Consider the following 22,764-nt stretch of genomic DNA (forward strand, 5'->3'; position numbering starts at 1 on the left):
AAAGCCCCGATCACTTCGTCAATGGGTCTTTCATGCTCCGGCGCCGCCTCGTTACCTCCGCAGTCGTCACTGCCCTGCCCCTTGCGCTAGCCGCGTGCGGCGCAAAGGCACCGTCCGATCCGCGCACCGAGGCGCCGCTGGTGCGGACTGCCATCGTACAGAGCGCGATTCCCGCATCCCGGTCCTTTACCGGAACGGTGGCTGCTCGCGTGCAGAGCGATTTGGGTTTTCGCGTCTCGGGCAAAGTGCTCGAGCGGCTCGTCGATGCCGGCCAAACCGTCAAACACGGTCAGCCGCTGATGCGCCTCGATCCCATCGACCTGAAGCTTGCCGCGCAGGCGCGGCAGGACGCGGTCACCGCCGCTCGAGCGCGGGCGCAGCAGACCGCGCAGGATGAGCAGCGTTACCGCGATCTGCGCGGCACTGGCGCGATATCGGCTTCGGCGTATGACCAAGTCAAGGCGGCGGCCGATGCCGCCAAAGCGCAGCTCAGTGCGGCCGAGGCCGATGCCGACGTTGCGCGCAATGCGACTCGCTATGCGGAACTCGTGGCGGATGGCGATGGCGTCGTGATGGACACGTTGGCCGAGCCGGGCCAGGTCGTCAGCGCGGGGCAGCCCGTCGTGCGCCTGGCCCACGCCGGGCGCCGCGAGGCCGTGATCCAGCTACCCGAAACGCTGCGCCCGGCCATCGGTTCGGTCGCGCAAGCCGCGCTGTTCGGCAACGGCGGCGCCAGTGAAGCGGCCACGCTGCGCCAGCTTTCGGATGCGGCCGATCCGCGAACGCGCACCTTCGAAGCGCGGTATGTGCTGCAAGGCGCGTTGGCCAACGCCCCGTTGGGCGCAACCGTCACCATCCAGATTCCGGACGCGCGTTCGGCGGCCGAGAGTGACTTGCAGGTGCCGATCGGCGCGCTGCTCGACGCGGGCAAGGGGCCCGGCGTGTGGGTCGTCAACGGCGAGCCGACCAAGGTCGCGTGGCGGCCGGTCACGGTCGAGCATTTGGACGACGACAGCGTGCGCGTGGCCGGTCAATTGAAGCAAGGCGAGCGCGTCGTCGCGCTAGGTGCACAGTTGCTGCGCGAAGGCGAGCAGGTCCGCTTGGCAAATCAAGCCGTCGCCGTGGCTTCCGAGGGAGGCCGTCCGTGAGCGAAGGTCGATTCAACTTGTCGGCGCTCGCCGTGCGTGAGCGCTCCATCACCTTGTTCTTGATCTGCCTGATCTCTCTGGCCGGGCTCCTTTCGTTCTTCAAGCTGGGCCGGGCGGAAGACCCCGCGTTCACGGTCAAGGTGATGACCATCATCACCGCATGGCCGGGCGCCACCGCTCAGGAAATGCACGATCAGGTCGCCGAGAAGATCGAAAAGCGCATGCAGGAGCTGCGTTGGTACGACCGAACCGAGACCTACACGCGCCCTGGCTTGGCCTTCACGACGTTGACGCTGCTCGATAGCACCCCGCCATCGGAAGTGCAGGAGGAGTTTTACCAAGCTCGGAAAAAGATCGGCGACGAGGCTGCCAACCTTCCGGCCGGCGTGATTGGGCCGATGGTCAACGACGAATACGCGGATGTCACTTTCGCATTGTTTGCGCTGAAGGCCAAGGGTGAGCCGCAGCGCCTGCTCGTGCGCGATGCCGAGAGGCTGCGCCAACAGTTGCTGCACGTGCCGGGCGTGAAGAAGGTCAACATCATCGGCGAGCAGGCCGAACGCATCTACGTCCAGTTCTCCCACGACCGCCTGGCCACGCTGGGCGTGAGCCCACAAGATATATTCGCCGCGCTCAACGGTCAGAACGCGCTGACGCCGGCCGGCTCCGTCGAAACGAAGGGACCGGAGGTGTTCATTCGTCTGGACGGCGCGTTCGATAAGCTGCAGAAGATCCGCGACACGCCCATCGTGGCGCAAGGACGCACGCTGAAGCTCTCGGATATCGCCACCGTTACGCGCGGATATGAAGATCCGGCGACGTTCATGATCCGCAACAACGGCGAGCCTGCGCTGCTGCTCGGCATCGTCATGCGCGAAGGTTGGAACGGGCTCGAGCTCGGCAAGGCGTTGGATAGCGAAGTCCGCTCGGTCAATGCCGAGTTGCCGCTCGGCATGAGCTTGACGAAGGTCACCGATCAAGCGGTCAACATTCACTCGGCCGTCGACGAGTTCATGCTGAAGTTTTTTGCCGCTTTGCTGGTGGTCATGCTCGTGAGCTTCGTGAGCATGGGCTGGCGCGCGGGCCTGGTGGTCGCGGCGGCCGTGCCGTTGACGTTGGCCGTCGTGTTCGTGGTGATGGCCGCGACAGGCAAAAACTTCGACCGCATCACACTCGGATCGCTGATCCTGGCGCTGGGCTTACTCGTGGACGACGCCATCATCGCCATTGAAATGATGGTGGTGAAGATGGAGGAAGGCTACAGCCGCGTGGCCGCCTCCGCCTACGCCTGGAGTCATACGGCCGCGCCGATGCTCGCGGGCACGCTCGTAACGGCCGTGGGCTTCATGCCCAATGGTTTTGCGCGGTCCACCGCCGGCGAATACACGAGCAACATGTTCTGGATCGTCGGCATCGCGCTGATCGCATCGTGGCTCGTCGCGGTGATCTTCACGCCGTACCTGGGTGTGAAGATGCTGCCGGACTACAAGAAGATCGAAGGCGGCCACGACGCGATCTACGACACGCCGCGTTACAACCGCTTCCGTCAGTTGCTCACGCGTGTCATCGCGCGCAAATGGCTGGTCGCGGGTTCAGTCGTCGGCCTCTTCGTCTTGGCGATCCTCGGCATGGGGGTGGTCAAGAAGCAGTTCTTCCCCATCTCGGACCGTCCTGAAGTGCTCGTTGAGGTGCAGATGCCCTATGGCACATCCATTTCTCAAACCAGCGCCGCGACCGAGAAGGTGGAGGCGTGGCTGGCTAACCAGAAGGAAGCCAAGATCGTCACGGCTTACGTCGGGCAAGGTGCGCCGCGCTTTTACCTGGCCATGGGGCCGGAACTGCCCGATCCGTCGTTTGCCAAGATCGTAGTGCGCACGGACAGTCAGGACGAGCGCGACGCATTGAAACAGCGGCTGCGCCAAGCCATCGCTAGTGGTCTTGCCTCCGAAGCGCGCGTGCGCGTCACGCAACTCGTATTCGGTCCATATTCGCCGTTTCCAGTCGCCTACCGCATCTCCGGCCCGGACCCGGACATGCTGCGCGGCATTGCGGGCGAAGTCGAGCAGGTGATGCATGCCAGCCCGATGATGCGCACGGTCAACTCCGATTGGGGCACGCGCACGCCTACGCTGCATTTCACCTTGCAGCAGGACCGGTTGGAGGCGCTCGGGCTGACGTCCAGTGGCGTGGCCCAACAACTGCAATTTTTGCTGACGGGCGTTCCCGTCACACAGGTGCGTGAGGATATTCGAACCGTACAGGTTGTGGCGCGTTCGGCGGGCGACGTTCGGCTCGACCCGGCAAAGATCGGCGACTTCACGCTGGCCGGCGCGCGTGGGCAACGCATCCCGCTCTCGCAAGTGGGCAAGGTCGAGGTGCGCATGGAGGAGCCGATCATGCGTTGGCGCGATCGCGTGCCGACGATCACGGTGCGGGGCGATATCGCCGACGACTTGCAGCCTCCCGATGTATCGACGGCAATCACCAAGCAGCTTCAGCCCATCATGGCGAAGCTGCCTGGCGGCTACCGCATCGAGCAGGCGGGCTCCATCGAGGAATCGGCCAAAGCGACGACAGCCATGTTGCCGCTCTTCCCGATCATGTTGGCGGTGACGCTCATCATCATCATCTTCCAGGTGCGCTCGATCTCCGCGATGGTGATGGTGTTTCTGACGAGCCCGTTGGGCTTGATCGGCGTGGTGCCGACGCTGATCCTGTTCCGTCAGCCTTTCGGCATCAATGCGCTCGTCGGCCTCATCGCTCTATCGGGCATCCTCATGCGCAACACGCTGATTCTGATCGGGCAGATCCACCAGAACGAGCGCGCGGGATTGGATCCGTTCCATGCGGTGGTAGAGGCCACAGTGCAGCGTGCACGTCCGGTCATCCTGACGGCCATGGCGGCGATCCTGGCCTTCATCCCGCTGACCCATTCGGTGTTCTGGGGAACGCTCGCGTACACGCTGATCGGCGGCACGCTTGCAGGGACGGTTTTGACGCTGATGTTCCTGCCAGCCATGTATTCCATCTGGTTCAAGATCCGGCCCGGCAGTAGTGCTGGCTTGCGCAAAGGCCGGCATGAGCAGACGCTGCCCTCGGAACAGAGCCTGCAGGATCCGCTGGATGCACGTACTTGAAAACATCAATCCATTGACTCGTATCAAAGGGAACCGCTATGTCGAATTCCACTGTTGTCGTTGTGACCGGTGTGTCATCGGGTATCGGGCGCGCCACCGCCGAGAAGTTTACCAAACGGGGCTGCAAGGTATTCGGCACCGTGCGCAGCATCGCAAAAGCGGCGCCTATCTCTGGAGTCGAGCTTGTCGAGATGGATGTTCGCGACGATGCTTCGGTCAAGGCCGGAATCCAGTCCGTCCTCGAACGCACCGGACGAATCGACGTACTCGTCAATAACGCAGGAACGAGCCTGAGCGGTGCCGTGGAGGAAACTTCGACTGCCGAGGCTCTATGGTTGTTCGATACCAACGTCTTCAGCATTCTGCGCACGACGCAGGCAGTACTTCCCCATATGCGGGCACAACGTGGCGGAAGGATCATCAATGTCAGTTCGGTGCTCGGGTTCTTGCCCGCCCCCTACATGGGACTCTATTCAGCGTCCAAGCATGCCGTCGAGGGGCTGACCGAGACCCTCGATCACGAGGTGCGCCAGTTCGGCATCCGGGTAACGCTGGTCGAACCATCTTTTACTAGGACCAACTTTGACATCAACGCCGCTCTGGCAAGCTCGAAAATCGCCGACTATGATCGCGAGCGGGCCCTTGCATCAAGCGCAGGCGCCAACAGTGTCAAAGGTGCCCCCGCGCCCGACGGCGTAGCGAGCACAATCGTTGAAGCGGCGCTTGGCACCTGGCGTATGCGCCGCACCCCGGCCGGTGAAGCATCCCTGTTGCGCAAATTGCGGCGCTTCGTGCCCTCAGGCCCCTTCGATGCAAGCTTGAGAAAGAAGTTCGGGCTTGGCTAAAAAGGTCCCTCAGGAGCGCACAGGAAACCAGGAAACGCCGACATGAAAAATCACGACGCCGGCCCGAGGGCCACGTCGATTGCAGAAATCTCCGCGCTGACTCTCAAACTTTTCTTTGCTCAGCGCGCGATGCGAGCTTTCTGGACTTTCTTCGACGTGGCGTTGCGAGACACAGACGTTAACGCGTCGCAATTATGCATGTTGGCGCTACTGCATCACAAAGAACCCATGGTCTTCGGCGACATGGCAGATGCACTAGCGATGGACCGCTCCAATCTGTCGTCACAACTCGCTCCGCTATTCCGCCGCAAGCTAGTAGCAATCATCCCTCACGGCGGTGACAGACGAAAACGCCAGCTCGTGGTCACCCCAAAGGGTCGCGACGTTTTTGGTTGCTCACTAGCCCGCTGGTCGCAAGCCTACCAAAACCTGTCTCCATGGATAGACCACGCTCACGTCGACTCACTCCGTGATCTTTTTTTTGCCCTCCGCGATCTCCATAACGAGATCTGAAATGGCCGAGCGTCATTCATTGTCGCGGACGATAGCTTGCAGATTTCGTTTAACGCGGGTTAGCAAGTCCGTCAGATTTTCGCGGTCTTCAGCGCTCAGTCCTTCGAGGATGCGCTCGTTCATCTGATCGCTGCGTACCTGCATTTCCTTAATCAGTTTCGCGCCCGCAGGCGATAAATAGATTCGCTTGGCGCGCCGATCAGCGTCATCCGCGCCACGACGGACCAGGCCAGAAGCCTCAAGCCGGTCAATCAGTCCACCAAGAGCGGCCTTGCCCAACTCTAGCAATTTAGCGAGGTCACTTTGGATCATGCCGTCGTGGCGAGCGAGATAGATCAGCACCCACCACTGCGAGCGCGTGATATTCAGCGGCTTCATATAGCCGTCGTAGGCGGTGCGGCGCAATCGTGAGACATCGTGCATCAAAAAACCGAGCCTCTGATCCCAGCCGCCTTCTTCCCGATTTTGCTGCCCGCTGTTATTTGCCGGCGCACTCGCCTTCTTCTTGCGGGCGGGCAACTCTGCCTTTTGGTTCATCCGTCATCCTTGAATGTTCGCTACCCCCTTCCGGGCCGCCGAAGTTAAAGCCCCTCAGGGAAACCATGACATACGTGTTTACCATATGTTAGCAGGCATTTCCGACGTCCCGCCACAAAGCACTCCCTCGGCGCTGTCCGTCTCGAACGTTGCCCACATGGCCGATTGGCAATCACACGCCGGACAAGCCCCGGCCGCCCCCCCATAAGCAGCCAATCGATCACCCGCAAAGCTCGCGCACCATCAGGGACGTCAAGCGAATATCGCCTTGACGTCATCGTCCTCTGACAGTATTGTATGTGTACATACGGTATGCAAAAGTCCATAACCAGAGTGCATATCGCAAGTGCCTCGGCAAGCTCGACTGTAGTAGGTAGTACGTTTAATGATCAAAGGAGGCACTTATAAATTATATCCATGGAGACGATGCAGATGACACTTCGACATGGCGACGCCCCGCTGTATGGTGTCCTCGCTGCTTTGGGCATCTTGGGTGCAGGCGTCCGATGGTACCTGGTAGACAATCCTTCGAACGGTCTGATGGAATTCGTCATCTCCGTGAGCGCGGCGTTGTTCGTCTGTTTCGGAGTCACCGCACTCGGAGGATTCGTGAGCCTCGCCATCGGCAAGAAAATCGGCGCACAGCAGGACTTCTTTGCCTTCCTTGGAAGCATCGTAGGCGCCATTATGTTTTTTGTGTGGGTAGTCGCATCCGGTTGATGCGCTACAGCGCAGCTTGCATCGGAGACACACTGTCGTTTCGCATATGCAACCCACTTTCCCAGAGACCGATTCGATCGTCGTCCATGGAGAGGCCGGGCCAACATGATGTCGACGGCTACGCCGATCTTTATGTCTGACGATGTCCTGCTTCGGCACCTCGAACAACAGAAAACGAACGGCGTTGAACACCGTTCGTCAGTAACGCGAGCCAGCAGACGACGGCGTCAACCCTCGCACTATGTCAGGAGTTGAAGCATGGAAACCAAACCTTCTTTAGCCGTCATTGGTGGCACCGGTGACCTCGGATCAGGGCTTGCGCTTCGATGGATCGAAGCAGGATACTCAGTGATCATCGGTTCACGCGATCGTGAAAAGGCGGCAGCGGCTTGCAACCGCCTGCGTAGCATTCTCGCCGAGCGAGGGGTAGCTGACGCGCACTTGACGGACATGGACAATGTTGCCGCAGCCAATGCTGCCGATATCGTCGTGCTGACTGTCCCGTTCAGCCATCAGCAGGGCACGTTAGCGGCTGTCAAAGAACATATCAACGGCAAGATCTTGGTCGACGTTACAGTACCGCTCGTGCCGCCCAAAGTCGGCACTGTCCAGTTGCCAGCGTCCGGCTCCGCCGGCCAGGCCGCGCAAGCCTTTCTTGGCGATGCAGTGCGCGTGGTATCGGCATTTCAGAACGTTGCGGCCGATCACCTGCAGTCGAGGCACGATCTCAACTGCGATGTGCTCGTCTGCGGCAACGACCCTGAGGCCCGGGCGGCGGTCGTGAAACTTGTCGAAGCATGCGGCATGCGCGGCTTCCAGGCGGGCCCGATCAACAATGCCGCGGCGGCGGAAGCCCTCACATCGGTGCTGATCACGATTAATCGCCAGTTCAAATGCCATGCCGGGATCCGTATTACGGGTGTTTAGCAGGCACGTCCCACGACCGTTATCTGCCGGAAACCGTACTAAAGCGAGTCAACCGTGCCGACCCAATTGACGCTAACCGCGCTCCCGGAAATTCCCGCGATTGAGCCAGGAGACGATCTTGCACAGATCGTCTCAGACGGCTACGCGCGAGCCAGGCTGGAACCGAGTGATGGCGACGTGCTAATCGTCGCGCAAAAGGTGGTGTCCAAAGCGGAGGGCCGCTACGCACGGCTGTCAGAAATCACGCCGTCTGCCGCGGCCCTCGAACTCGCCACCACCACCCAGAAGGATCCACGCGTGGTGGAGCTGATCTTGCAGGAGTCGCGTGAGGTGGTGCGCCAACGGCCGGGTGTGATCATCGTCGAGCATCGGCTTGGTTACGTACACGCGAACGCAGGCATTGACCGCTCCAACATCACGTCCGATGACAATGAAGATCCGCGCGTGCTGCTGTTGCCGGTAGATCCCGACATGTCGGCTCAAGCCCTGCGCGAGACGCTGCGCGCACGTTGCAACGTCGATATTGCCGTGATCATCAACGACTCAGCCGGACGAGCTTGGCGCAACGGCGTCCTGGGCTTCGCGATCGGGTGTGCGGGCATCGAGCCGGTGCGCGACATGGTGGGCCAACCCGACCTGTTTGGGCGCAAACTTGAACGCACGCAAATTGCCATCGTCGATGAATTAGCTGCCGCCGGCTCCCTCTTGATGGGGCAGGCCGACGAAGGCACGCCGGTCGTAGTCGCACGTGGGGTTCGCTTCCGCTGCAGCAGCGCTGACGGCAAGGCGTTGATTCGCCCGAAGAGTGAGGACTTGTTCCGATGAAGAACATCAGCACGATTGCGTTCTCCGGCGGCGTCGGAGGCGCAAAACTGGCGCTCGGCCTTGCACGCGCTCTACCGCCCGACGAACTGCTTATAGTCGCTAATACAGCCGACGACTTCGACCATCTCGGTCTACATATTTGCCCGGACCTCGATACCATCACCTATACCCTTTGCGGCAGGGCAAATCGCTCACTCGGCTGGGGCGTAGAGGGCGAGACATGGAGCTGCCTGAATGCACTGTCCGAGCTCGGTGGCCCGGACTGGTTCCGTCTCGGCGACCGCGACATTGCAACACATCTATATCGCACTCAGCGGCTGCGCGAAGGGGCACGCCTGAGCGAGGTCACAGCCGAGATGTGCGCTGCCTTCGGCATTGCGCAGCGCTTGTTGCCCATGTCCGACGACCCTGTGAGCACCATCGTCCATACGGCGGAAGGCGAATTGCCTTTTCAAGACTACTTCGTACGTCGTCGCTGCGAACCTCGCGTCACGGGTTTCCACTTCGCTGGAGCGGAACGCGCCACCATGCATCCCGAGCTGCGCACGGTGCTCGACTCTCCCACTCTTCGAGCGGTGATTTTCTGCCCGTCGAATCCCTTCGTCAGTATTGCCCCCATGCTAGCCATTCCCGGCATGGAGAAGGTCCTGCGGTCCATCCGCGCACCTATCGTCGCGGTATCGCCCATCATCGGCGGCAAGGCCGTCAAGGGGCCCGCCGCAAAAATGATGAGCGAGCTGGGAATGCCGATTTCGTCGCTTGCCGTAGCGCAGCACTACCGCGATCTGATCACCGCCTTCATCGTCGACGAGACAGACAGTGATGAGGTTGCTTGCATACGCGGGCTGGGCCTCGCCTGCGAGGCTATGCCGACATTGATGAACGGCGACGACGACAAACTGCGTCTGGCACGGTCCGTGATCGCATATTGCCATGAGCTCACGTGCTGACGTGATTTGGGCGGTCGTGCCCGTCAAAGACTTTGCCATGGCGAAGAGTCGGCTGGCGACCGCCCTGAGTCCCGCCGCTCGCGCCGAACTCGCTCGCGCGATGTCCGAAGACGTGCTGTCCGCCCTGCGAAGCGCGAACGTCGCTCAGCACGTTTGCGTGCTGTCGGATTCGTCCGCGGTTCAACAACTGGCAGCGCGAAACGGCGCGGTCTGGCTAAACGAAAAGACCGTTACTGCGGCACCGGGATTGAATGCCGCGATCGCGGGCACCGCACGAGTCGCGGCCGCGAGAGGCGCGACTGCGCTGCTGGTCGTGCATGCCGACCTGCCGCTGCTGACTGCGGGTGCCCTCACCCGTGTGCTCGATACCTGGAGCAATCTCAGCGGAACGGGGCGCGTCGTGCTTGCCCGTTCGCGCGATGGCGGTACGAACATTTGTCTAGCTGAGCGGCCAGATGCATTCACTTACCACTACGGAGCAGATAGTCATGCTCTGCACGTCGACGAATGCGTTCGGCGGCATCGCGCCGTCGCCAACGTGGACATGCCTGCTACCGCGCTCGACGTGGACACCGCAGACGATCTCGAGATGCTCAAGGACGCTGCACGAGCAAACGCGTGTAGTTCACGCACTGCCGCGTTTCTCGCGAAAATCGCCACCTCCGTATTCCGGAAAGAAATAGAGGCCGCACCATGACCGATATGCAAGCTGTGATTTGCGCCGCCGCGAGCGGTAGTCTGCTGTCCGAAACTGAAGCCCTCATGCTCGCGGCGTGCGACGACATGCCGCTTTTGCTTGCTGCGGCGACGGAACTTCGCGACCGCGGCGCGCGCAATGTGGTCAGCTATTCCCGAAAGGTCTTCTTGCCCGTCACGCGGCTTTGCAGGGACGTCTGCCACTACTGCACTTTTTCTCGACAGTCTCCGTCCATCCATACAGCGTACCTGACGCTCGACGAGATGCTGGAGACGGCCCGCGCGGGCGCCCGCATGGGCTGCAAGGAAGCGCTGTTGACGCTTGGAGAGAAACCGGAGCTGCGTTACCCCGCGGCCCGCCAAGCACTGGATAAGCTCGGCTTCGAAACGACGATCGACTACGTCGTGCATGTTGCCGCAGCGATATTCAACGAGACCGGCCTGCTTCCGCATGTCAACGCCGGCTGTCTCTCCGATGAAGAGATCACCAAGCTACGCCGCGTGGCGCCTTCGATGGGCATCATGCTGGAATCCGCATCGGATCGGCTCTGCCAGCGTGGGATGCCCCATTTCGGTAGTCCCGATAAAGTCCCCGCCGCGCGGCTCGCCACGCTCGAGGCTGCAGGACGGCAAAACGTCGCTATGACTTCCGGGATTCTCATCGGTATCGGAGAAACCCGGCGCGAGCGCGTCGAAGCGCTCCTAGCGTTACGCGAGATACACGCTCGCCACGGCAATCTACAGGAAGTCATCGTCCAGAATTTCCGCGCCAAACCGGGCACTCCGATGGCCGGTGCAAGCGAGCCCAACCTGGGCGATTTGTGCTGGACGATTGCTGTCGCCCGGATCATTTTCGGTCCGGACATGGGGATCCAAGCGCCCCCCAATCTTTCCCCGGGCGTGCTCCGCACACTGCTGGAGGCCGGCATCAACGACTGGGGCGGTGTGTCGCCCTTGACTGCCGATTTCGTCAATCCCGAAGCCCCTTGGCCTCATCTCGAAGAGCTGACCCGGGAAACGCTGTCGAACGGAAAGTACCTGCAAGAGCGGTTGACCATCTACCCGCGATACGCCGTGAACAGTGCCCGTTGGGTCGACGAAGGGTTGCGTACCGCTGTGCTCCGCAAGATCGACACAGAGGGCTTTGCGCGCATTGACGATTGGATGGCGGGAGGCCAGATGCCCCCGCCTGCCACCGACCTCGCCTTCTTGCGGGAAGCGGATCGAGCACTGGTCAGCCCGGACCTGGACGAGATCGTCCGGCGTGCAGCCAGCGGAGGCACTCTAGGCGAGCACGATGTGATCCGACTGTTCCAGGCACGGGGCGAGGATTTTTCCCACGTCTGCCACGCGGCAGATCAATTGCGGCGAGCCCATTGCGGCGATACGGTGAGCTACGTGGTCACGCGCAATATCAACTACACCAACATCTGCTACTTCCACTGTCAATTCTGCGCGTTCTCCAAAGGCCAACGCGTCCACCGCGGCGCCGGATACGACCTCGATCAAGCCGAGATCGGTAATCGCGTTCGCGAAGCATGGGACCGAGGCGCGACGGAGGTTTGTCTGCAAGGCGGCATTCATCCGTCGTACACGGGTGAAAGCTACCTCTCGATTCTCAAGACCGTCAAAGCAGCCGCGCCCGGCATTCACGTGCACGCTTTCTCCCCGCTCGAGATCTGGCAAGGTGCTCAAACGCTCGGCCTACCGCTCGAAGAATATTTGTCGCGCTTGAAGCATGCCGGCCTCGGCACGCTCCCGGGGACGGCGGCAGAAATCCTTGACGATGAAGTGCGGGCTACGCTTTGTCCCGACAAACTGAAAACGGATCAATGGTTGGAAGTAATGTCGGTTGCTCACAGTCTGGGCCTCAAGAGCACAGCCACGATCATGTTCGGCCACATCGAGCGGCTGGAACACTGGGCACGCCATCTGCTCCGGCTGCGCAATCTCGCTGCGGACACCGGGGGCATCACCGAATTCGTCCCGCTCGCGTTTGTCCATATGGAATCGCCGATCTATCGCAAAGGAAAATCACGCAAGGGGCCGACGTTTCGCGAAACATTGCTCATGCATGCCGTATCGCGACTCGTGCTCCATCCGCACGTTGGGAATATTCAGACGTCGTGGGTCAAGATGGGGCCGCTCGGTGCACGGGCCGCACTCTGTGCGGGTGCCAACGATATGGGCGGCACGCTCATGAACGAGTCGATCACCCGGGCCGCCGGTGCGGTTCACGGTCAGGAGATGACGCCCGCAGCGCTGTCGGCGCTCATCACGTCCGCGGGTCGGCTGCCTCGACAGCGGACCACCGTCTACGGTACGGCGCCGGAAGAGCGGATCGCAGCCAGCGCAGCCCACGTCAGTTCGAGCGATTCAATCACCATCAAGGTAATCCCGGTTTCCGCCTCCGAGGGATAAACGCTTACCGCAGGGAAAGCGGCAAACCGTCCCCCTGCAAGGTTCGGATCATCCCATCTCGCATACGCGAAGGACAGGACGCAAAGATTCTTAAACACCGGAAACGCCTGGAGGAGACTGCAATGAAGCGACGCACTCGAACAATTTTGATGATTGTGGCCGCAGGTCTTGTAAGCGCCGCCTGTTTCGCGGTTTTCTCTCGGCCCGCCGTAACCGAAGAACCATGCATCTATTATCAAGGCGCGTGCATCGACATGCGCGTTCTCATGACCGCAGCACCTCGTCATCTGTTACCGTGACCAAGGGCTGGTCAACACTTTGCGCGACGTCGAGCGTAGTTCGGATGCCGTCTCCTCTTGGGCCTCACATACGTTCGAAGATGGCCGCGATTCCCTGCCCCCCACCGACGCACATCGTGACTAGCGCGTATCGGCCACCAGTGCGATGTAGCTCGTGGATCGCCTTGGTGGCAAGGAAGGCCCCAGAGCAGCCGATGGGGTGACCCAACGCGATGGCACCTCCATTCGGATTCGTCTTCTCCATGTCGAATTCGAGCGCGCGTGCCACCGCGATAGCCTGCGCCGCAAAAGCTTCATTGCTCTCGATTACGTCGATTTGATGGAGCTCAAGTCCGCTCTTTTTCAACGCCAGCCGCGTGGCGGGAATCGGGCCTTCGCCCATGATGTCGTTGGGCACGCCAGCCACTGAGTAAGACACGAGCCTTGCGATCGGCTTGTGGCCGGCCGCGGCCGCTGCGGCCGAATCAGCGATTACGAGAAAGGCGGCTCCATCGTTGATGCCCGAGGCGTTACCGGCGGTAACCGACCCGTCCTTCTTGAACGCCGGTTTCATCGCGGCAAGGATATCCAGCGACGTGTTCGGCTTCACGTGCTCGTCAGTGTCGAAAATCGTTTCCCCCTTTTTCGTTCGCTTGACGATAGGAACGATCTGCGATTTAAACCGCCCTTCCGCGATTGCCCGTGCCGCACGACGATGTGACTCAACGGCCAGCATGTCCTGCTGTTCACGCGTTATGCTCCATTTGGCCACCAAGTTCTCGGCCGTGATGCCCATATGACCCACGCCGAACGGATCGGTCAACGTGGCGACCATCGTGTCAACTAGTTTCGTGTCGCCCATGCGCGCGCCCGAGCGCATCGCGGTGGACAAATAGCCGCCGCGACTCATCACCTCGACGCCGCCTCCGATGCCGAAATCACAGTCACCGAGCAGAACACTCTGGGCACTCGTCACAATGGCCTGGAGACCGGAGGAGCAAAGCCGATTAACTGACATCGCAACGGAATCCATCGGGAGTCCCGCGTTGATGGCCGCTACGCGCGCCACGTAGGCGAATCGGCTGTCAGTGGGAATCGTATTGCCGACCGTCACGTAGTTGACCGCAAGTGGGTCGACACCGGAGCGCGCGACGGCTTCTTTCATGACGATGCCGGCAAGCTCGGGGGGCTCCATGTCGGCGAGTGATCCGCCGAAACTTCCGATTGCCGACCGGACCGCCGAAAGGACCACTACGTCACGCTTGCTCACGGTTACTCTCCTCATCCATTGAATAACGGAAAATCGGCCGATGCGGCAGCCACCGCATTCCAGCCTCGCTGCCTCATGTAGGCCCAGCAGTGAAGTCGTCTTTGACGCGACGATCCCGTCAGAACAAAGAATTCGTCACGCCGCCATCGACGACCAGGCTTTGCCCGGTGATGTAATTGCTCTGCTCAGCGCAAAACATCGCCGCGATGCAACCAAAGTCATCCGCCGAACCAAACCTGCCCGCGGGAATCGGTATCGATCGCACTGCCTGCGCTATCTCCAAGTCCACATCCGTGCCGTTTTCGGCTGCCTTAGCACCATAGATAGCTCGGATCCCGTCCGTATCGTGCATCGCGGGAAGCAGCGTGTTTATGGTGACGTTGTACTGAGCAACCTGTCGAGCCACCGCAACGGAGTAATTCGTTAATGCGGACCGCGGTGCGCCCGACAAGATTCGCCAAGGGTGCGGAAACTTGGCCGCTGCTGTAGCAATGTTCAAGATGCGCCCCCACCTGCGCTCAGCCATGCCGTCTACCACGCATCGCATGAACTCGACCGGAGAAATGATCGTGAGCTCGAAATTGAGACGCCAGTCATCTTCGGAGATCGAGCGAAAATCCTCGATGTAGGGCGGTGGCGAGCAGGTGCCAACGAGGATATCCGGGTCCGGGCAGCGAGCTAGGATTCGCGCCCGCCCTTCCGTCGTCGCGTGGTCTGCGACTACAGCTACCACCTTCGCGCCGGTGGAGCGACGGATCGCTTCGCAGGCATCGGTCAACCTTGCTTCGTTGCGAGCCGAGATGAAAAGGTCGACGCCTTCGCGAGCCAGCGCATAGGCTGTTCCCAGACCAAGCCCGGCGCTCCCTCCGTTGATAATCGCTTTTCGCCCTCGAATACCGAGATCCATTTCGTTCCTTGTGTACGCGCGACAAAAATCGATCGCTGAATGTCCTACCGTTGGACTGGCGCCGATACGGGACTACGGGATGAGCGCCCGCTCACACGTAGGGCGATAGCCGCATCGCATGACGTCGTTGAATCTAGCCGAGCAAGCCAAGCGCTGCCTTCAGATGACCAATGCGGGTGGGATAGTAGGCCTTGAGCGCCATGTTGACATCCGCGGCATGTTCACTACGAGCATCCAAGCCGGCCACCCAGTCGATGCGAGTGGATTCTGCGCTAAGCGGTGTCAGCGTAATGCAACCCTTTACGCCAATGTTCGCCACCCGACTGCATTCGACGACCGTGTACTTGATGACGTGTTCGAGACCGTCCAGTCGCTCAAGCCGCTCGGTCGCCCACCAGTCACGAAAGTGCACAGTCCGTAAGGCGCCCACACCGTGGCCGACGGTCTCGCACTGTACGACTTCCGGGTGCCAGCGCTTGAGCCCGCTAAAGTCGGCAACGATCATCCACACTCGCTCGATAGGCGCCTTGATGAAATCAGTGACGACAATGGTCATTGTGTGGGCCCCCGCCCATCGCGAGACGCGAACAGGCCATCAGGCCTGCCCCTATCGACGCGTCGCTGAACGACGGTTATTCTCGCGGAAGGTCGGGATGCACCGACATCATGCCCCCGTCGACGACCAACTCGGCGCCCGTGACGAACGGTGCTTCGTCCGACGCAAAAAAGACTGCAGCCGCGGCAACTTCCTCGGGCCGACCCATGCGCCCCACGGGGGCCATCGCGTTCAGCGCCTTCATGATCGGGGCCATATCGGTCCCCGCGGGCACGGCATGCGAAAAAATAGCCGTGTCGATGGGCCCAGGATGGATGGAATTACACCGAATGTTTGTCTTGGCCTGAGCACACCAAACAGCGACCGACTTCGTGAGATTCCGCACCGCTGCCTTAGTCGCGCTGTACGCGATGTCATGACTCAACGCCACGTATGACACGGTAGACGCCGTGTTGATGATAGAGCCGCAAGACCCCCCCGGATTCCGGCGCATCAACTTGACGGCGTGGTGGCAACCGAGCAACACCCCAGTCTGATTGATCGAAATTAGACGATTCCATACAGCGAGATCGATTCGATCCACGGTGTTCTCGCCGCCTACAACTCCCGCGTTGTTGAATAGAACGTCAAGGCGCCCAAAGCGTTTCTCCACCTGAGCAGCCAGGCTTACCCAGTCCTCATTGCTCGCAACGTCGAGACGTGCGAAGGTCGCCCCCGTTTCCTTGGCCACTTCGCCGCCAAGATCTTCCTGAATATCGGCCACAAACACTTCCGCACCTTCGGCTCGAAATCGTCTTACTGTGGCAGCGCCCATCCCCGACGCACCGCCCGTGACAATCGCGACCTTTCCAGCCAGACGTCCCATGCTCATCAGTGCCCTCGCTTACCGTTTGTTCAGAAAAAGGGCGGCGCCGATTCGAGTGAATCGAGGTTCGCACGACACCTCGCCCAAAAGTCAGCACCATCCCATTCGATTCGCCGGCGCCTTATAAAGCATCGGTTGCGCGATAGCGATAATCGTATCGTACAATACCATATTGTAGATTCCTAGCGTTTCGCCGCGATCCCTGAGAAATATGTGACACTGTCCGCCTCTTGCAGGCAATGAAGCTTCGCAGACCGCTACTAGCGAGGCGTGCGATGGAGCAGCTACAAGGAGATCGGCTGCGTGGGGCGGAAAGTCGCATCCGGCAATACCTGGCCAAACTGAGTCAGTACCTGAGCTGACCTCGCACGGGGGGCGGTGTGCATCGCGATCGCCTAGGATCAGCCTGACGTGGCGCAGCCTCCTCTCCATTACAATTTACTGCCATGATCTATGATCTACGCAATTGGGCACAGCGCCGCCCCGAGCAAATCGCCGTCCAGATCGGCGATACCGCGCTCACCTATGCCGAGCTGGAATCCCAGGCAAATCAGCTGGCGCGGATTTTCGACGCCCTTGGGCTGAAGCGTGGCGACCATGTCGCGGCCAGCCTGACCAACTCGCCGTTCACGCTGGTTATGGCTTGGGCCGCCTGGCGCAGCGGTTTGTATTACACGCCGATTGCCACCACGCTAGCGCTGCCCGATGTGGCCGCCATCATCACAAATTGCCGGGCCCGTCTGGTCGTTGCCGACCGATCGGCGCAAACCCATGTGGCGAAACTGCCTGCGCACTGCACTGCGGTGGCGCACTGGTTCTGGCACGGTGATGCGGTGCCGGGCTTCCGATCGCTGAGCGATGACATGGCAGACCAAAGCGAGTTGCCGCGAGTCGGCGAAGCACCTGGCGCCTTGATGCTCTACACGTCAGGCACCACGGGGGCGCCAAAGGGAGTCTGGCGTCCTCTACCGCCGGCCGATCAACGGGCAACCCCGAGCTTTGCGGCCGACCTGATTCCGCTCTTCGGCTTCGACGAGGGCGTGCGTTATCTGTCCACGGCGCCGCTTTATCACGCAGCCCCACTACGGGCGGCACTGGCGGTTACCGCTGCGGGCGGCTGCGTAATCGGCATGCGTAAGTTCGATGCGGCCGAGGCGCTCCAGCTGCTCGCGACGCAGCACATCACGCACTCGCAATGGGTGCCTGCTATGTTCCCGCGCTTGTTGCAACTGCCTGAATCAGCACGCCGGAACTTCCGCGCGCCCTTGCACCGCGTGGCGCTGCATGCGGCCGCGCCGTGTCCACCGCAATTGAAACGCGCGATGATCGACTGGTGGGGGCCGATCCTGGTCGAATACTATTCGGGCTCGGAAGGCGTGGGCCTTACGATGATCAGCACGCAGGAGTGGCTGACCCATCCAAGCTCGGTCGGGCGCACCGTCAAGGGCGTGCCGCATGTGCTGGACGAAGAATTCCGCGAACTGGCACCAGGTTGCACGGGGCGCATTTTCTTCTCTGGTGTGACACCGTTCGAATACTTCGGAGATCCGAACAAGACGGCGGATCGAACGAGCCCGCAGGGCTACCAGACGCTTGGCGACATCGGCTACCTCGACGCGGAAGGCTATCTGTACCTGACCGACCGCATGGACGACGTGATCATCTCCGGTGGCGTGAATATCTATCCGCAGGAGATCGAAGCCGCACTGCTGGAAATGGTGGGCGTGGCAGACGTGGGCGTAATCGGCGCCGAGGACGAGAAGTTCGGCGAACGCCCTGTCGCGTTCGTTGTCGCCGTGGCCGGATACGACGAGCACGTGCTTCGACGCGATCTGCCGGCGTGGTGCCTGGCGCGGCTAGGCCGCATCAAGGCTCCGACCCGCTTCGAATTCGTGCATCAGTTGCCCCGTTCGCCAACGGGCAAGCTGCTTCGACGCGAGTTGCGCGAACGCCTGTGTCAGCATGAGCCACCGGGCGCGAACTGAGCCGGGGCGCCTCGGGGTGCCGGTTCGGTAGTCTGTACAGCTTTCGGTGCATAGGCACGCAAGAACGTGTCGATGGCGCGGGCGGACATGCGCCGGACATCGACGTCGGCAATCGGGCCATCGGTCGCACACAGCAGCAGCGGGTCGATCACCTCCGCCTCGAGAAGCAGGCGCAGCTGCGTGGCGGCAATGTGCGCGTCGGCTCGGTGCAACTGCCCGTGTGCCATCCACCTCGAAACGAAGGACGCGAGTTCCTGCTGGAAAGTCTGGAATCTTTCGTAGAACATCCGGCCAACACCGCCGCGCTGCGCCTCGCTGATCATCAGGCGCCGAACCGAGACGACCTCTGAAGTGCACGCTAGGCGGAGAAAGGATTCGCCGAACTCCCGCAACTGCGCGTCCAGATCGTTGCCCTCGGCGCGCAGGCCTTCGAGCATGCGGGCCATCGAGTACTCGGGTACGGAGAACATGCAATCGACGAAAAGCTTCTCCTTTGATCCGAAGTGGGCATAGATGGTCCCCTTGGACCCACCGACGACGGCCACTATCGCAGACATCGAGGTCCTCTCGAAGCCGTTTGTACGGAATAACTGGTACGCCGCCTCCAGGATCGCTTGTCGTTTCTTCAAGTTTCTGATCGCCACTGTTCCCGTCTCCTTCACCATCGCGCCGATAGCTCGGCTTGCTATGCGCCACCTTGACAATCCATCCGCTCACTATGTACGATACCATATCGTACTGTACAATACGATTCTCAATCAAATGCACTCGCGGTTGCGCGGGGTAGGAGACACGATGTCGATGACGCCATTAGCCAGTCAAGCTCTACCCGGCCGCCCAAAGCGGTCCGGCGTCTGTCCAGACGCTCAACCGGTGAGGCGCGCCTGATGGCCCGCCTCGTCGTGATCAGGCGCGATGGCGCCGAGTCGATCATCGAGGCCGGTGATGGCCGTTCAGTCATGGAACTGATTCGCGATCATGGCATCGACGAAATGCTCGCCATGTGCGGTGGGTGTTGCTCGTGTGCAACCTGCCATGTGCACGTCGATCTAGCGTTTGCAGACCGGCTGCCGCCGATGAGCGGCGAAGAGAGCGATCTGCTCGACAGTGCGGGATCGCGCGACGCGACATCGCGCCTGTCGTGTCAGATTCCATTCACCGAGGCGCTGGATGGCTTACGCGTGGCTATCGCCGAGGAGGCGTGACATGGGCCGTTCGTATGACGTGCTGATCGTAGGGGCGGGCCATGCCGGTTCCCACACGGCATTGGCGCTGCGCCAGCAGGGTTTCGACGGCAGCATCGCCCTGCTCGGTGACGAGCCCGAACTGCCCTATGAGCGCCCCCCGCTTTCGAAGGAATTCCTCAGCGGAGAAAAGCCATTCGACCGGCTGCTGATCCGTCCGGCATTGTTCTGGGTTGAACGCAATGTGCAGGTATTGACCGGCCATCGTGTCGTCGTCGTCGACCCGGCCGCACACACTGTGCGGACTGCGGGCGGCGAGACCTTCGATTACGGTCGGCTGGTATGGGCCTGCGGTGGACGGCCACGCCCTCTTAACTGCCCGGGCGCGGAGGCCAAGGGTATCCATGGTCTGCGCACGCGTGCCGATGCGGACAAAATCCAGCGTGCACTGACCGGCGTTCAGCATGTCGTCATTGTCGGTGGCGGTTACATCGGCCTGGAAGTAGCCGCGGCGCTGGTGGCGAAAGGCAAGTCGGTCTCCGTGCTAGAGGCCCGCGAAAGGGTGCTGGCACGCGTGGCCGGTGAAGCGCTGTCACGGTTCTACGAGGCGGAACACCGCGCGCGAGGCGTCGTCGTTCAGCTTGGCGCGATGGTCGATGCCATCGAGACATGCGACGGCCGGGCCACCGGTGTCAGGCTCGCCGATGGCAGCGTCTTACCTGCGGAGATGGTAGTGGCGGGCATCGGCATCGACCCTGCCGTCGAGCCCCTGATCGCGGCTGGCGCCTCGGGGTCCAACGGCGTCACGGTCGACGCGTTCGCGCGCACCAGTCTGCTCGACGTCCTGGCCGTTGGTGACTGCGCGCTCCACCCGAATCCGTTCGCCGACGGCGCTCACGTTCGTCTCGAATCGGTTCAGAACGCGGTGGACATGGCCACCACAGCGGCGCGCACGATCGTCGGCGACCCACGTCCATACCACGCGGTGCCGTGGTTCTGGTCAAACCAATTCGACTTGAAGTTGCAGACCGTGGGGTTGTCGACAGGCTACGACCAGACCGTGGTCCGCGGCGACATGTCGACACGCAGCTTCTCGGTTGTCTACCTGCGGCACGGACGAGTGATCGCGCTCGACTGCGTCAATGCCGCTCGCGACTTCGTGCAAGGGCGCGCGTTGGTCGCCAATGGCGCAAAGATCGAGCCGGCCCTGCTGGCGGACGCTTCCCTGCCCCTCAAGCAAGCGCCCGCTACACCGGCATGAATAGACGTTCGCAGCTATCCACTCCTCCTTTTCCGAGCCCGTAAAACCGCTCATCAGGAGCCACGATGAACCAACGCCCCGACTGAGGTAGAACTCGAGCCCCGCCTCCAGATCTCCTTTGAATTGAGTTGCACTTCACAAAAACTAGACGAGGTAACCGACTGTGGCAATTGACTTTGACGTAATTGTGATCGGTGGTGGAGGTGCAGGATTGTCCGCGGCGTGCCATGCGGCAAGGAATGGTGCGTCCGTGATGATCCTGGAAGCCGACAAGATGCTGGGAGGCGCCACCGCGCTTGCGGGCGGCGTTGTTTATGCGGCGGGTACCCGTGTCCAAAGGGATGCCGGCATTGTCGACTCACCGGAGGCGATGTTCCAGTACATGATGTCCCTTATCAATGGTCAATACGGCCCGCGCTTGCAAAAATCATGTGCGAGGGTGGCGCTTCCATCATCGACTGGTTGATTGAACTTGGCAATGAGTTCCCGCCAAGTGCCATCGTGGAATCCGGTGTGGGCGGGTGCCCCCGTGGACATCAAAGCATTGGCGCAGGGATCGGCATCGTACAGTCGCTTGCCAACGATGCGGGTGCGAACGGCGTGGAAGTGGCGCTGGGGTCGCGAGTTTCTGAACTGATCGTCGAGGGGGGGCGCGTGTGCGGGGTTCGCGCTGCGGGAACGGAATTGCGTGCGAAGGCCGTCGTCGTCACCACGGGCGGATTTGGAAACAGCTTGGAGATGATCAAACGACTTTGGCCGACCGCCGCGGCCCACGGCAGCCGTGTGTATTCCTTCTATGAAAAGGTGCCGTTCAATATGGGCGACGGTATCAAGCTCGGCGAGAGCGCGGGCGCCAATGTTACCGGATTTGACAACGGCTTACTCGTATGTAGCCCGAATTTCGTCAAAGATACTGAAGCGTTTCTTCCCGATTGGGCGATGGTCGTCAATCGCGACGGTCGCCGTTTCATTGCGGAGGATGCTTCCTATGCGGTCTCGGGCTACCTGGTGAACGAACAGCCTGAAATGCGATGTTTCGCGATTTTCGACGAGCCGGCACTTGCCGAGGCCTGCGCCGACGAGAATGTGGTGAAACACTACATCAATGATCCTGGATCGGAAAGCTGGCGCGTCAATGTCATCCGCAGGCACGTGGAAACCGGCAGAGTGAAAGTGGCCGACTCGATCGAAGAACTCGCCCACCGCGCAGATATCTCCGTTGAGGCTCTACGCGCTTCGCTAGACCGCTACAACGAATACGCTGAAACGGGCGATGATCCCGAGTTTTTCAAGAAGACGAAAAAGATGTACTCGTTCCGGACCCCGCCGTTCTATGCACTGGAGATTCGGGCTTCGACCATCGTCTCATGCCACGCCGGACTGGATATCGACAGTTTCGGCAGGGTGCTGGACGCGAACGGTCGATCGGTTCCTGGCCTCTATGCGGGCGGCGAAGTGCTTGGATGCACCATGGGACGCCGCTACGTCGGTGGGGGGATTGGTATCGCCAATGCATTAATTTTCGGCAGACTGGCTGGCCTGACTGCGGCGGGAGACGTTCACTCCGCCGCAAACTAAGACCGCACGGTGCGGGCCGCGGCGGGTGAAACGCTCGCCTACGGCCGGCTGATCTGAGCTGCCGGTGGACGAGTGCGCAAGCTGACATGCAACGGAGTTGAAGTCATCGGCGTCCATAACGACGCGCTGTTGACATTTTTGTAACGGCCGAATTGAAGGCC

General features: G+C 61.1%; 19 protein-coding genes and 1 pseudogene. 14 read left to right on the plus strand and 6 right to left on the minus strand.

Annotated features, from left to right (window positions below):
• Positions 1 to 32: 32 nt before the first annotated feature.
• From C9I57_RS03780 to C9I57_RS03795, 4 genes are read left to right on the plus strand one after another with little or no spacing between them, the layout of a single operon-like run.
• Complete coding sequence (locus tag C9I57_RS03780; RefSeq protein WP_107149333.1) at positions 33 to 1,148, plus strand: efflux RND transporter periplasmic adaptor subunit; 1,116 nt, start codon at positions 33 to 35, stop codon at positions 1,146 to 1,148.
• The gene (locus tag C9I57_RS03785) at positions 1,145 to 4,285 is read left to right on the plus strand and encodes an efflux RND transporter permease subunit (RefSeq protein WP_107149334.1); all 3,141 of its coding nucleotides are present in this window, start codon (positions 1,145 to 1,147) and stop codon (positions 4,283 to 4,285) included. Before C9I57_RS03780 ends, C9I57_RS03785 begins: the two co-directional genes overlap by 4 nt.
• A gap of 38 nt (positions 4,286 to 4,323) precedes the next feature.
• Complete coding sequence (locus C9I57_RS03790) at positions 4,324 to 5,130, plus strand: oxidoreductase (protein ID WP_107149335.1); 807 nt, start codon at positions 4,324 to 4,326, stop codon at positions 5,128 to 5,130.
• 42 nt (positions 5,131 to 5,172) lie between these two features.
• Positions 5,173 to 5,643, plus strand: coding sequence for a MarR family winged helix-turn-helix transcriptional regulator (locus C9I57_RS03795; protein ID WP_107149336.1), 471 nt, complete (start codon positions 5,173 to 5,175; stop codon positions 5,641 to 5,643).
• Between the two features lie 12 nt (positions 5,644 to 5,655).
• On the opposite strand, the gene C9I57_RS03800 is transcribed toward C9I57_RS03795, so the two are convergent.
• The gene (locus C9I57_RS03800) at positions 5,656 to 6,180 is read right to left on the minus strand and encodes a MarR family winged helix-turn-helix transcriptional regulator (protein ID WP_107149337.1); all 525 of its coding nucleotides are present in this window, start codon (positions 6,178 to 6,180) and stop codon (positions 5,656 to 5,658) included.
• Between the two features lie 432 nt (positions 6,181 to 6,612).
• Between C9I57_RS03800 and C9I57_RS03805 the strand changes: the two genes are divergently transcribed.
• The 6 genes from C9I57_RS03805 (at position 6,613) to cofH (ending at position 12,719) form a co-directional block, all read left to right on the plus strand.
• Positions 6,613 to 6,900 (plus strand): hypothetical protein, encoded by a 288-nt coding sequence (locus C9I57_RS03805; RefSeq protein ID WP_146166166.1) that lies wholly within the window; start codon positions 6,613 to 6,615, stop codon positions 6,898 to 6,900.
• A gap of 258 nt (positions 6,901 to 7,158) precedes the next feature.
• Positions 7,159 to 7,827, plus strand: a complete 669-nt coding sequence (npdG, locus tag C9I57_RS03810; protein WP_107149339.1) for an NADPH-dependent F420 reductase — start codon at positions 7,159 to 7,161, stop codon at positions 7,825 to 7,827.
• A gap of 54 nt (positions 7,828 to 7,881) precedes the next feature.
• Positions 7,882 to 8,652: a coenzyme F420-0:L-glutamate ligase gene (gene cofE / locus C9I57_RS03815; RefSeq protein ID WP_107149340.1), complete on the plus strand. Its 771-nt coding sequence runs from the start codon at positions 7,882 to 7,884 to the stop codon at positions 8,650 to 8,652.
• Positions 8,649 to 9,602, plus strand: coding sequence for a 2-phospho-L-lactate transferase (gene cofD, locus C9I57_RS03820; RefSeq protein WP_107149341.1), 954 nt, complete (start codon positions 8,649 to 8,651; stop codon positions 9,600 to 9,602). Before cofE ends, cofD begins: the two co-directional genes overlap by 4 nt.
• Positions 9,586 to 10,299, plus strand: a complete 714-nt coding sequence (gene cofC / locus C9I57_RS03825) for a 2-phospho-L-lactate guanylyltransferase (RefSeq protein ID WP_107149342.1) — start codon at positions 9,586 to 9,588, stop codon at positions 10,297 to 10,299. The genes cofD and cofC overlap by 17 nt, the downstream gene beginning before the upstream one ends.
• Positions 10,296 to 12,719: a 5-amino-6-(D-ribitylamino)uracil--L-tyrosine 4-hydroxyphenyl transferase CofH gene (gene cofH, locus C9I57_RS03830; RefSeq protein ID WP_107149343.1), complete on the plus strand. Its 2,424-nt coding sequence runs from the start codon at positions 10,296 to 10,298 to the stop codon at positions 12,717 to 12,719. Before cofC ends, cofH begins: the two co-directional genes overlap by 4 nt.
• 363 nt (positions 12,720 to 13,082) lie before the next feature.
• Here the strand turns inward: cofH and C9I57_RS03835 are convergent, their stop codons facing one another.
• From C9I57_RS03835 to C9I57_RS03850, 4 genes are all read right to left on the minus strand, one after another.
• On the minus strand, positions 13,083 to 14,282 hold the full coding sequence (locus C9I57_RS03835) for an acetyl-CoA C-acyltransferase family protein (protein ID WP_107149344.1): 1,200 nt from the start codon (positions 14,280 to 14,282) through the stop codon (positions 13,083 to 13,085).
• A gap of 103 nt (positions 14,283 to 14,385) precedes the next feature.
• Positions 14,386 to 15,174, minus strand: a complete 789-nt coding sequence (locus C9I57_RS03840) for an SDR family oxidoreductase (RefSeq protein ID WP_107149345.1) — start codon at positions 15,172 to 15,174, stop codon at positions 14,386 to 14,388.
• 133 nt (positions 15,175 to 15,307) lie between these two features.
• On the minus strand, positions 15,308 to 15,730 hold the full coding sequence (locus C9I57_RS03845; protein ID WP_107149346.1) for an SRPBCC family protein: 423 nt from the start codon (positions 15,728 to 15,730) through the stop codon (positions 15,308 to 15,310).
• Positions 15,731 to 15,806: 76 nt separating this feature from the next.
• Positions 15,807 to 16,601, minus strand: coding sequence for an SDR family NAD(P)-dependent oxidoreductase (locus tag C9I57_RS03850; protein ID WP_107149347.1), 795 nt, complete (start codon positions 16,599 to 16,601; stop codon positions 15,807 to 15,809).
• A gap of 440 nt (positions 16,602 to 17,041) precedes the next feature.
• On the opposite strand from C9I57_RS03850, the gene C9I57_RS03855 reads away from it, so the two are divergent.
• Positions 17,042 to 18,580: an AMP-binding protein gene (locus C9I57_RS03855; protein WP_107149348.1), complete on the plus strand. Its 1,539-nt coding sequence runs from the start codon at positions 17,042 to 17,044 to the stop codon at positions 18,578 to 18,580.
• Here C9I57_RS03855 and C9I57_RS03860 read toward each other — a convergent pair.
• The gene (locus C9I57_RS03860; protein ID WP_181321719.1) at positions 18,553 to 19,224 is read right to left on the minus strand and encodes a TetR/AcrR family transcriptional regulator; all 672 of its coding nucleotides are present in this window, start codon (positions 19,222 to 19,224) and stop codon (positions 18,553 to 18,555) included. The two genes, C9I57_RS03855 and C9I57_RS03860, sit on opposite strands and share 28 nt — an antisense overlap.
• A gap of 243 nt (positions 19,225 to 19,467) precedes the next feature.
• Between C9I57_RS03860 and C9I57_RS03865 the strand changes: the two genes are divergently transcribed.
• From C9I57_RS03865 to C9I57_RS03875, 3 genes and pseudogenes are all read left to right on the plus strand, one after another.
• Positions 19,468 to 19,785: a 2Fe-2S iron-sulfur cluster-binding protein gene (locus tag C9I57_RS03865; RefSeq protein WP_107149350.1), complete on the plus strand. Its 318-nt coding sequence runs from the start codon at positions 19,468 to 19,470 to the stop codon at positions 19,783 to 19,785.
• A 1-nt stretch (position 19,786) separates the two neighbouring features.
• Complete coding sequence (locus C9I57_RS03870; RefSeq protein ID WP_107149351.1) at positions 19,787 to 21,025, plus strand: NAD(P)/FAD-dependent oxidoreductase; 1,239 nt, start codon at positions 19,787 to 19,789, stop codon at positions 21,023 to 21,025.
• 187 nt (positions 21,026 to 21,212) lie between these two features.
• Positions 21,213 to 22,603: pseudogene (locus C9I57_RS03875) on the plus strand (FAD-dependent oxidoreductase).
• The last annotated feature ends 161 nt before the right edge of the window (positions 22,604 to 22,764 follow it).

It is taken from the genome of Trinickia symbiotica (assembly GCF_003028655.1).
Classification (GTDB): domain Bacteria; phylum Pseudomonadota; class Gammaproteobacteria; order Burkholderiales; family Burkholderiaceae; genus Trinickia; species Trinickia symbiotica_A.

Coding starts and splice junctions, on each gene's coding strand:
- C9I57_RS03780 (WP_107149333.1), top strand. CDS start 33: ATGCTCCGGCGCCGCCTCGTTACCTCCGCAGTCGTCACTGCCCTGCCC.
- npdG (WP_107149339.1), top strand. CDS start 7,159: ATGGAAACCAAACCTTCTTTAGCCGTCATTGGTGGCACCGGTGACCTC.
- C9I57_RS03805 (WP_146166166.1), top strand. CDS start 6,613: ATGACACTTCGACATGGCGACGCCCCGCTGTATGGTGTCCTCGCTGCT.
- C9I57_RS03840 (WP_107149345.1), bottom strand. CDS start 15,174: ATGGATCTCGGTATTCGAGGGCGAAAAGCGATTATCAACGGAGGGAGC.
- C9I57_RS03845 (WP_107149346.1), bottom strand. CDS start 15,730: ATGACCATTGTCGTCACTGATTTCATCAAGGCGCCTATCGAGCGAGTG.
- C9I57_RS03795 (WP_107149336.1), top strand. CDS start 5,173: ATGAAAAATCACGACGCCGGCCCGAGGGCCACGTCGATTGCAGAAATC.
- C9I57_RS03855 (WP_107149348.1), top strand. CDS start 17,042: ATGATCTATGATCTACGCAATTGGGCACAGCGCCGCCCCGAGCAAATC.
- C9I57_RS03800 (WP_107149337.1), bottom strand. CDS start 6,180: ATGAACCAAAAGGCAGAGTTGCCCGCCCGCAAGAAGAAGGCGAGTGCG.
- C9I57_RS03850 (WP_107149347.1), bottom strand. CDS start 16,601: ATGAGCATGGGACGTCTGGCTGGAAAGGTCGCGATTGTCACGGGCGGT.
- cofH (WP_107149343.1), top strand. CDS start 10,296: ATGACCGATATGCAAGCTGTGATTTGCGCCGCCGCGAGCGGTAGTCTG.
- cofC (WP_107149342.1), top strand. CDS start 9,586: ATGAGCTCACGTGCTGACGTGATTTGGGCGGTCGTGCCCGTCAAAGAC.
- C9I57_RS03870 (WP_107149351.1), top strand. CDS start 19,787: ATGGGCCGTTCGTATGACGTGCTGATCGTAGGGGCGGGCCATGCCGGT.
- cofD (WP_107149341.1), top strand. CDS start 8,649: ATGAAGAACATCAGCACGATTGCGTTCTCCGGCGGCGTCGGAGGCGCA.
- C9I57_RS03865 (WP_107149350.1), top strand. CDS start 19,468: ATGGCCCGCCTCGTCGTGATCAGGCGCGATGGCGCCGAGTCGATCATC.
- C9I57_RS03790 (WP_107149335.1), top strand. CDS start 4,324: ATGTCGAATTCCACTGTTGTCGTTGTGACCGGTGTGTCATCGGGTATC.
- C9I57_RS03835 (WP_107149344.1), bottom strand. CDS start 14,282: ATGAGGAGAGTAACCGTGAGCAAGCGTGACGTAGTGGTCCTTTCGGCG.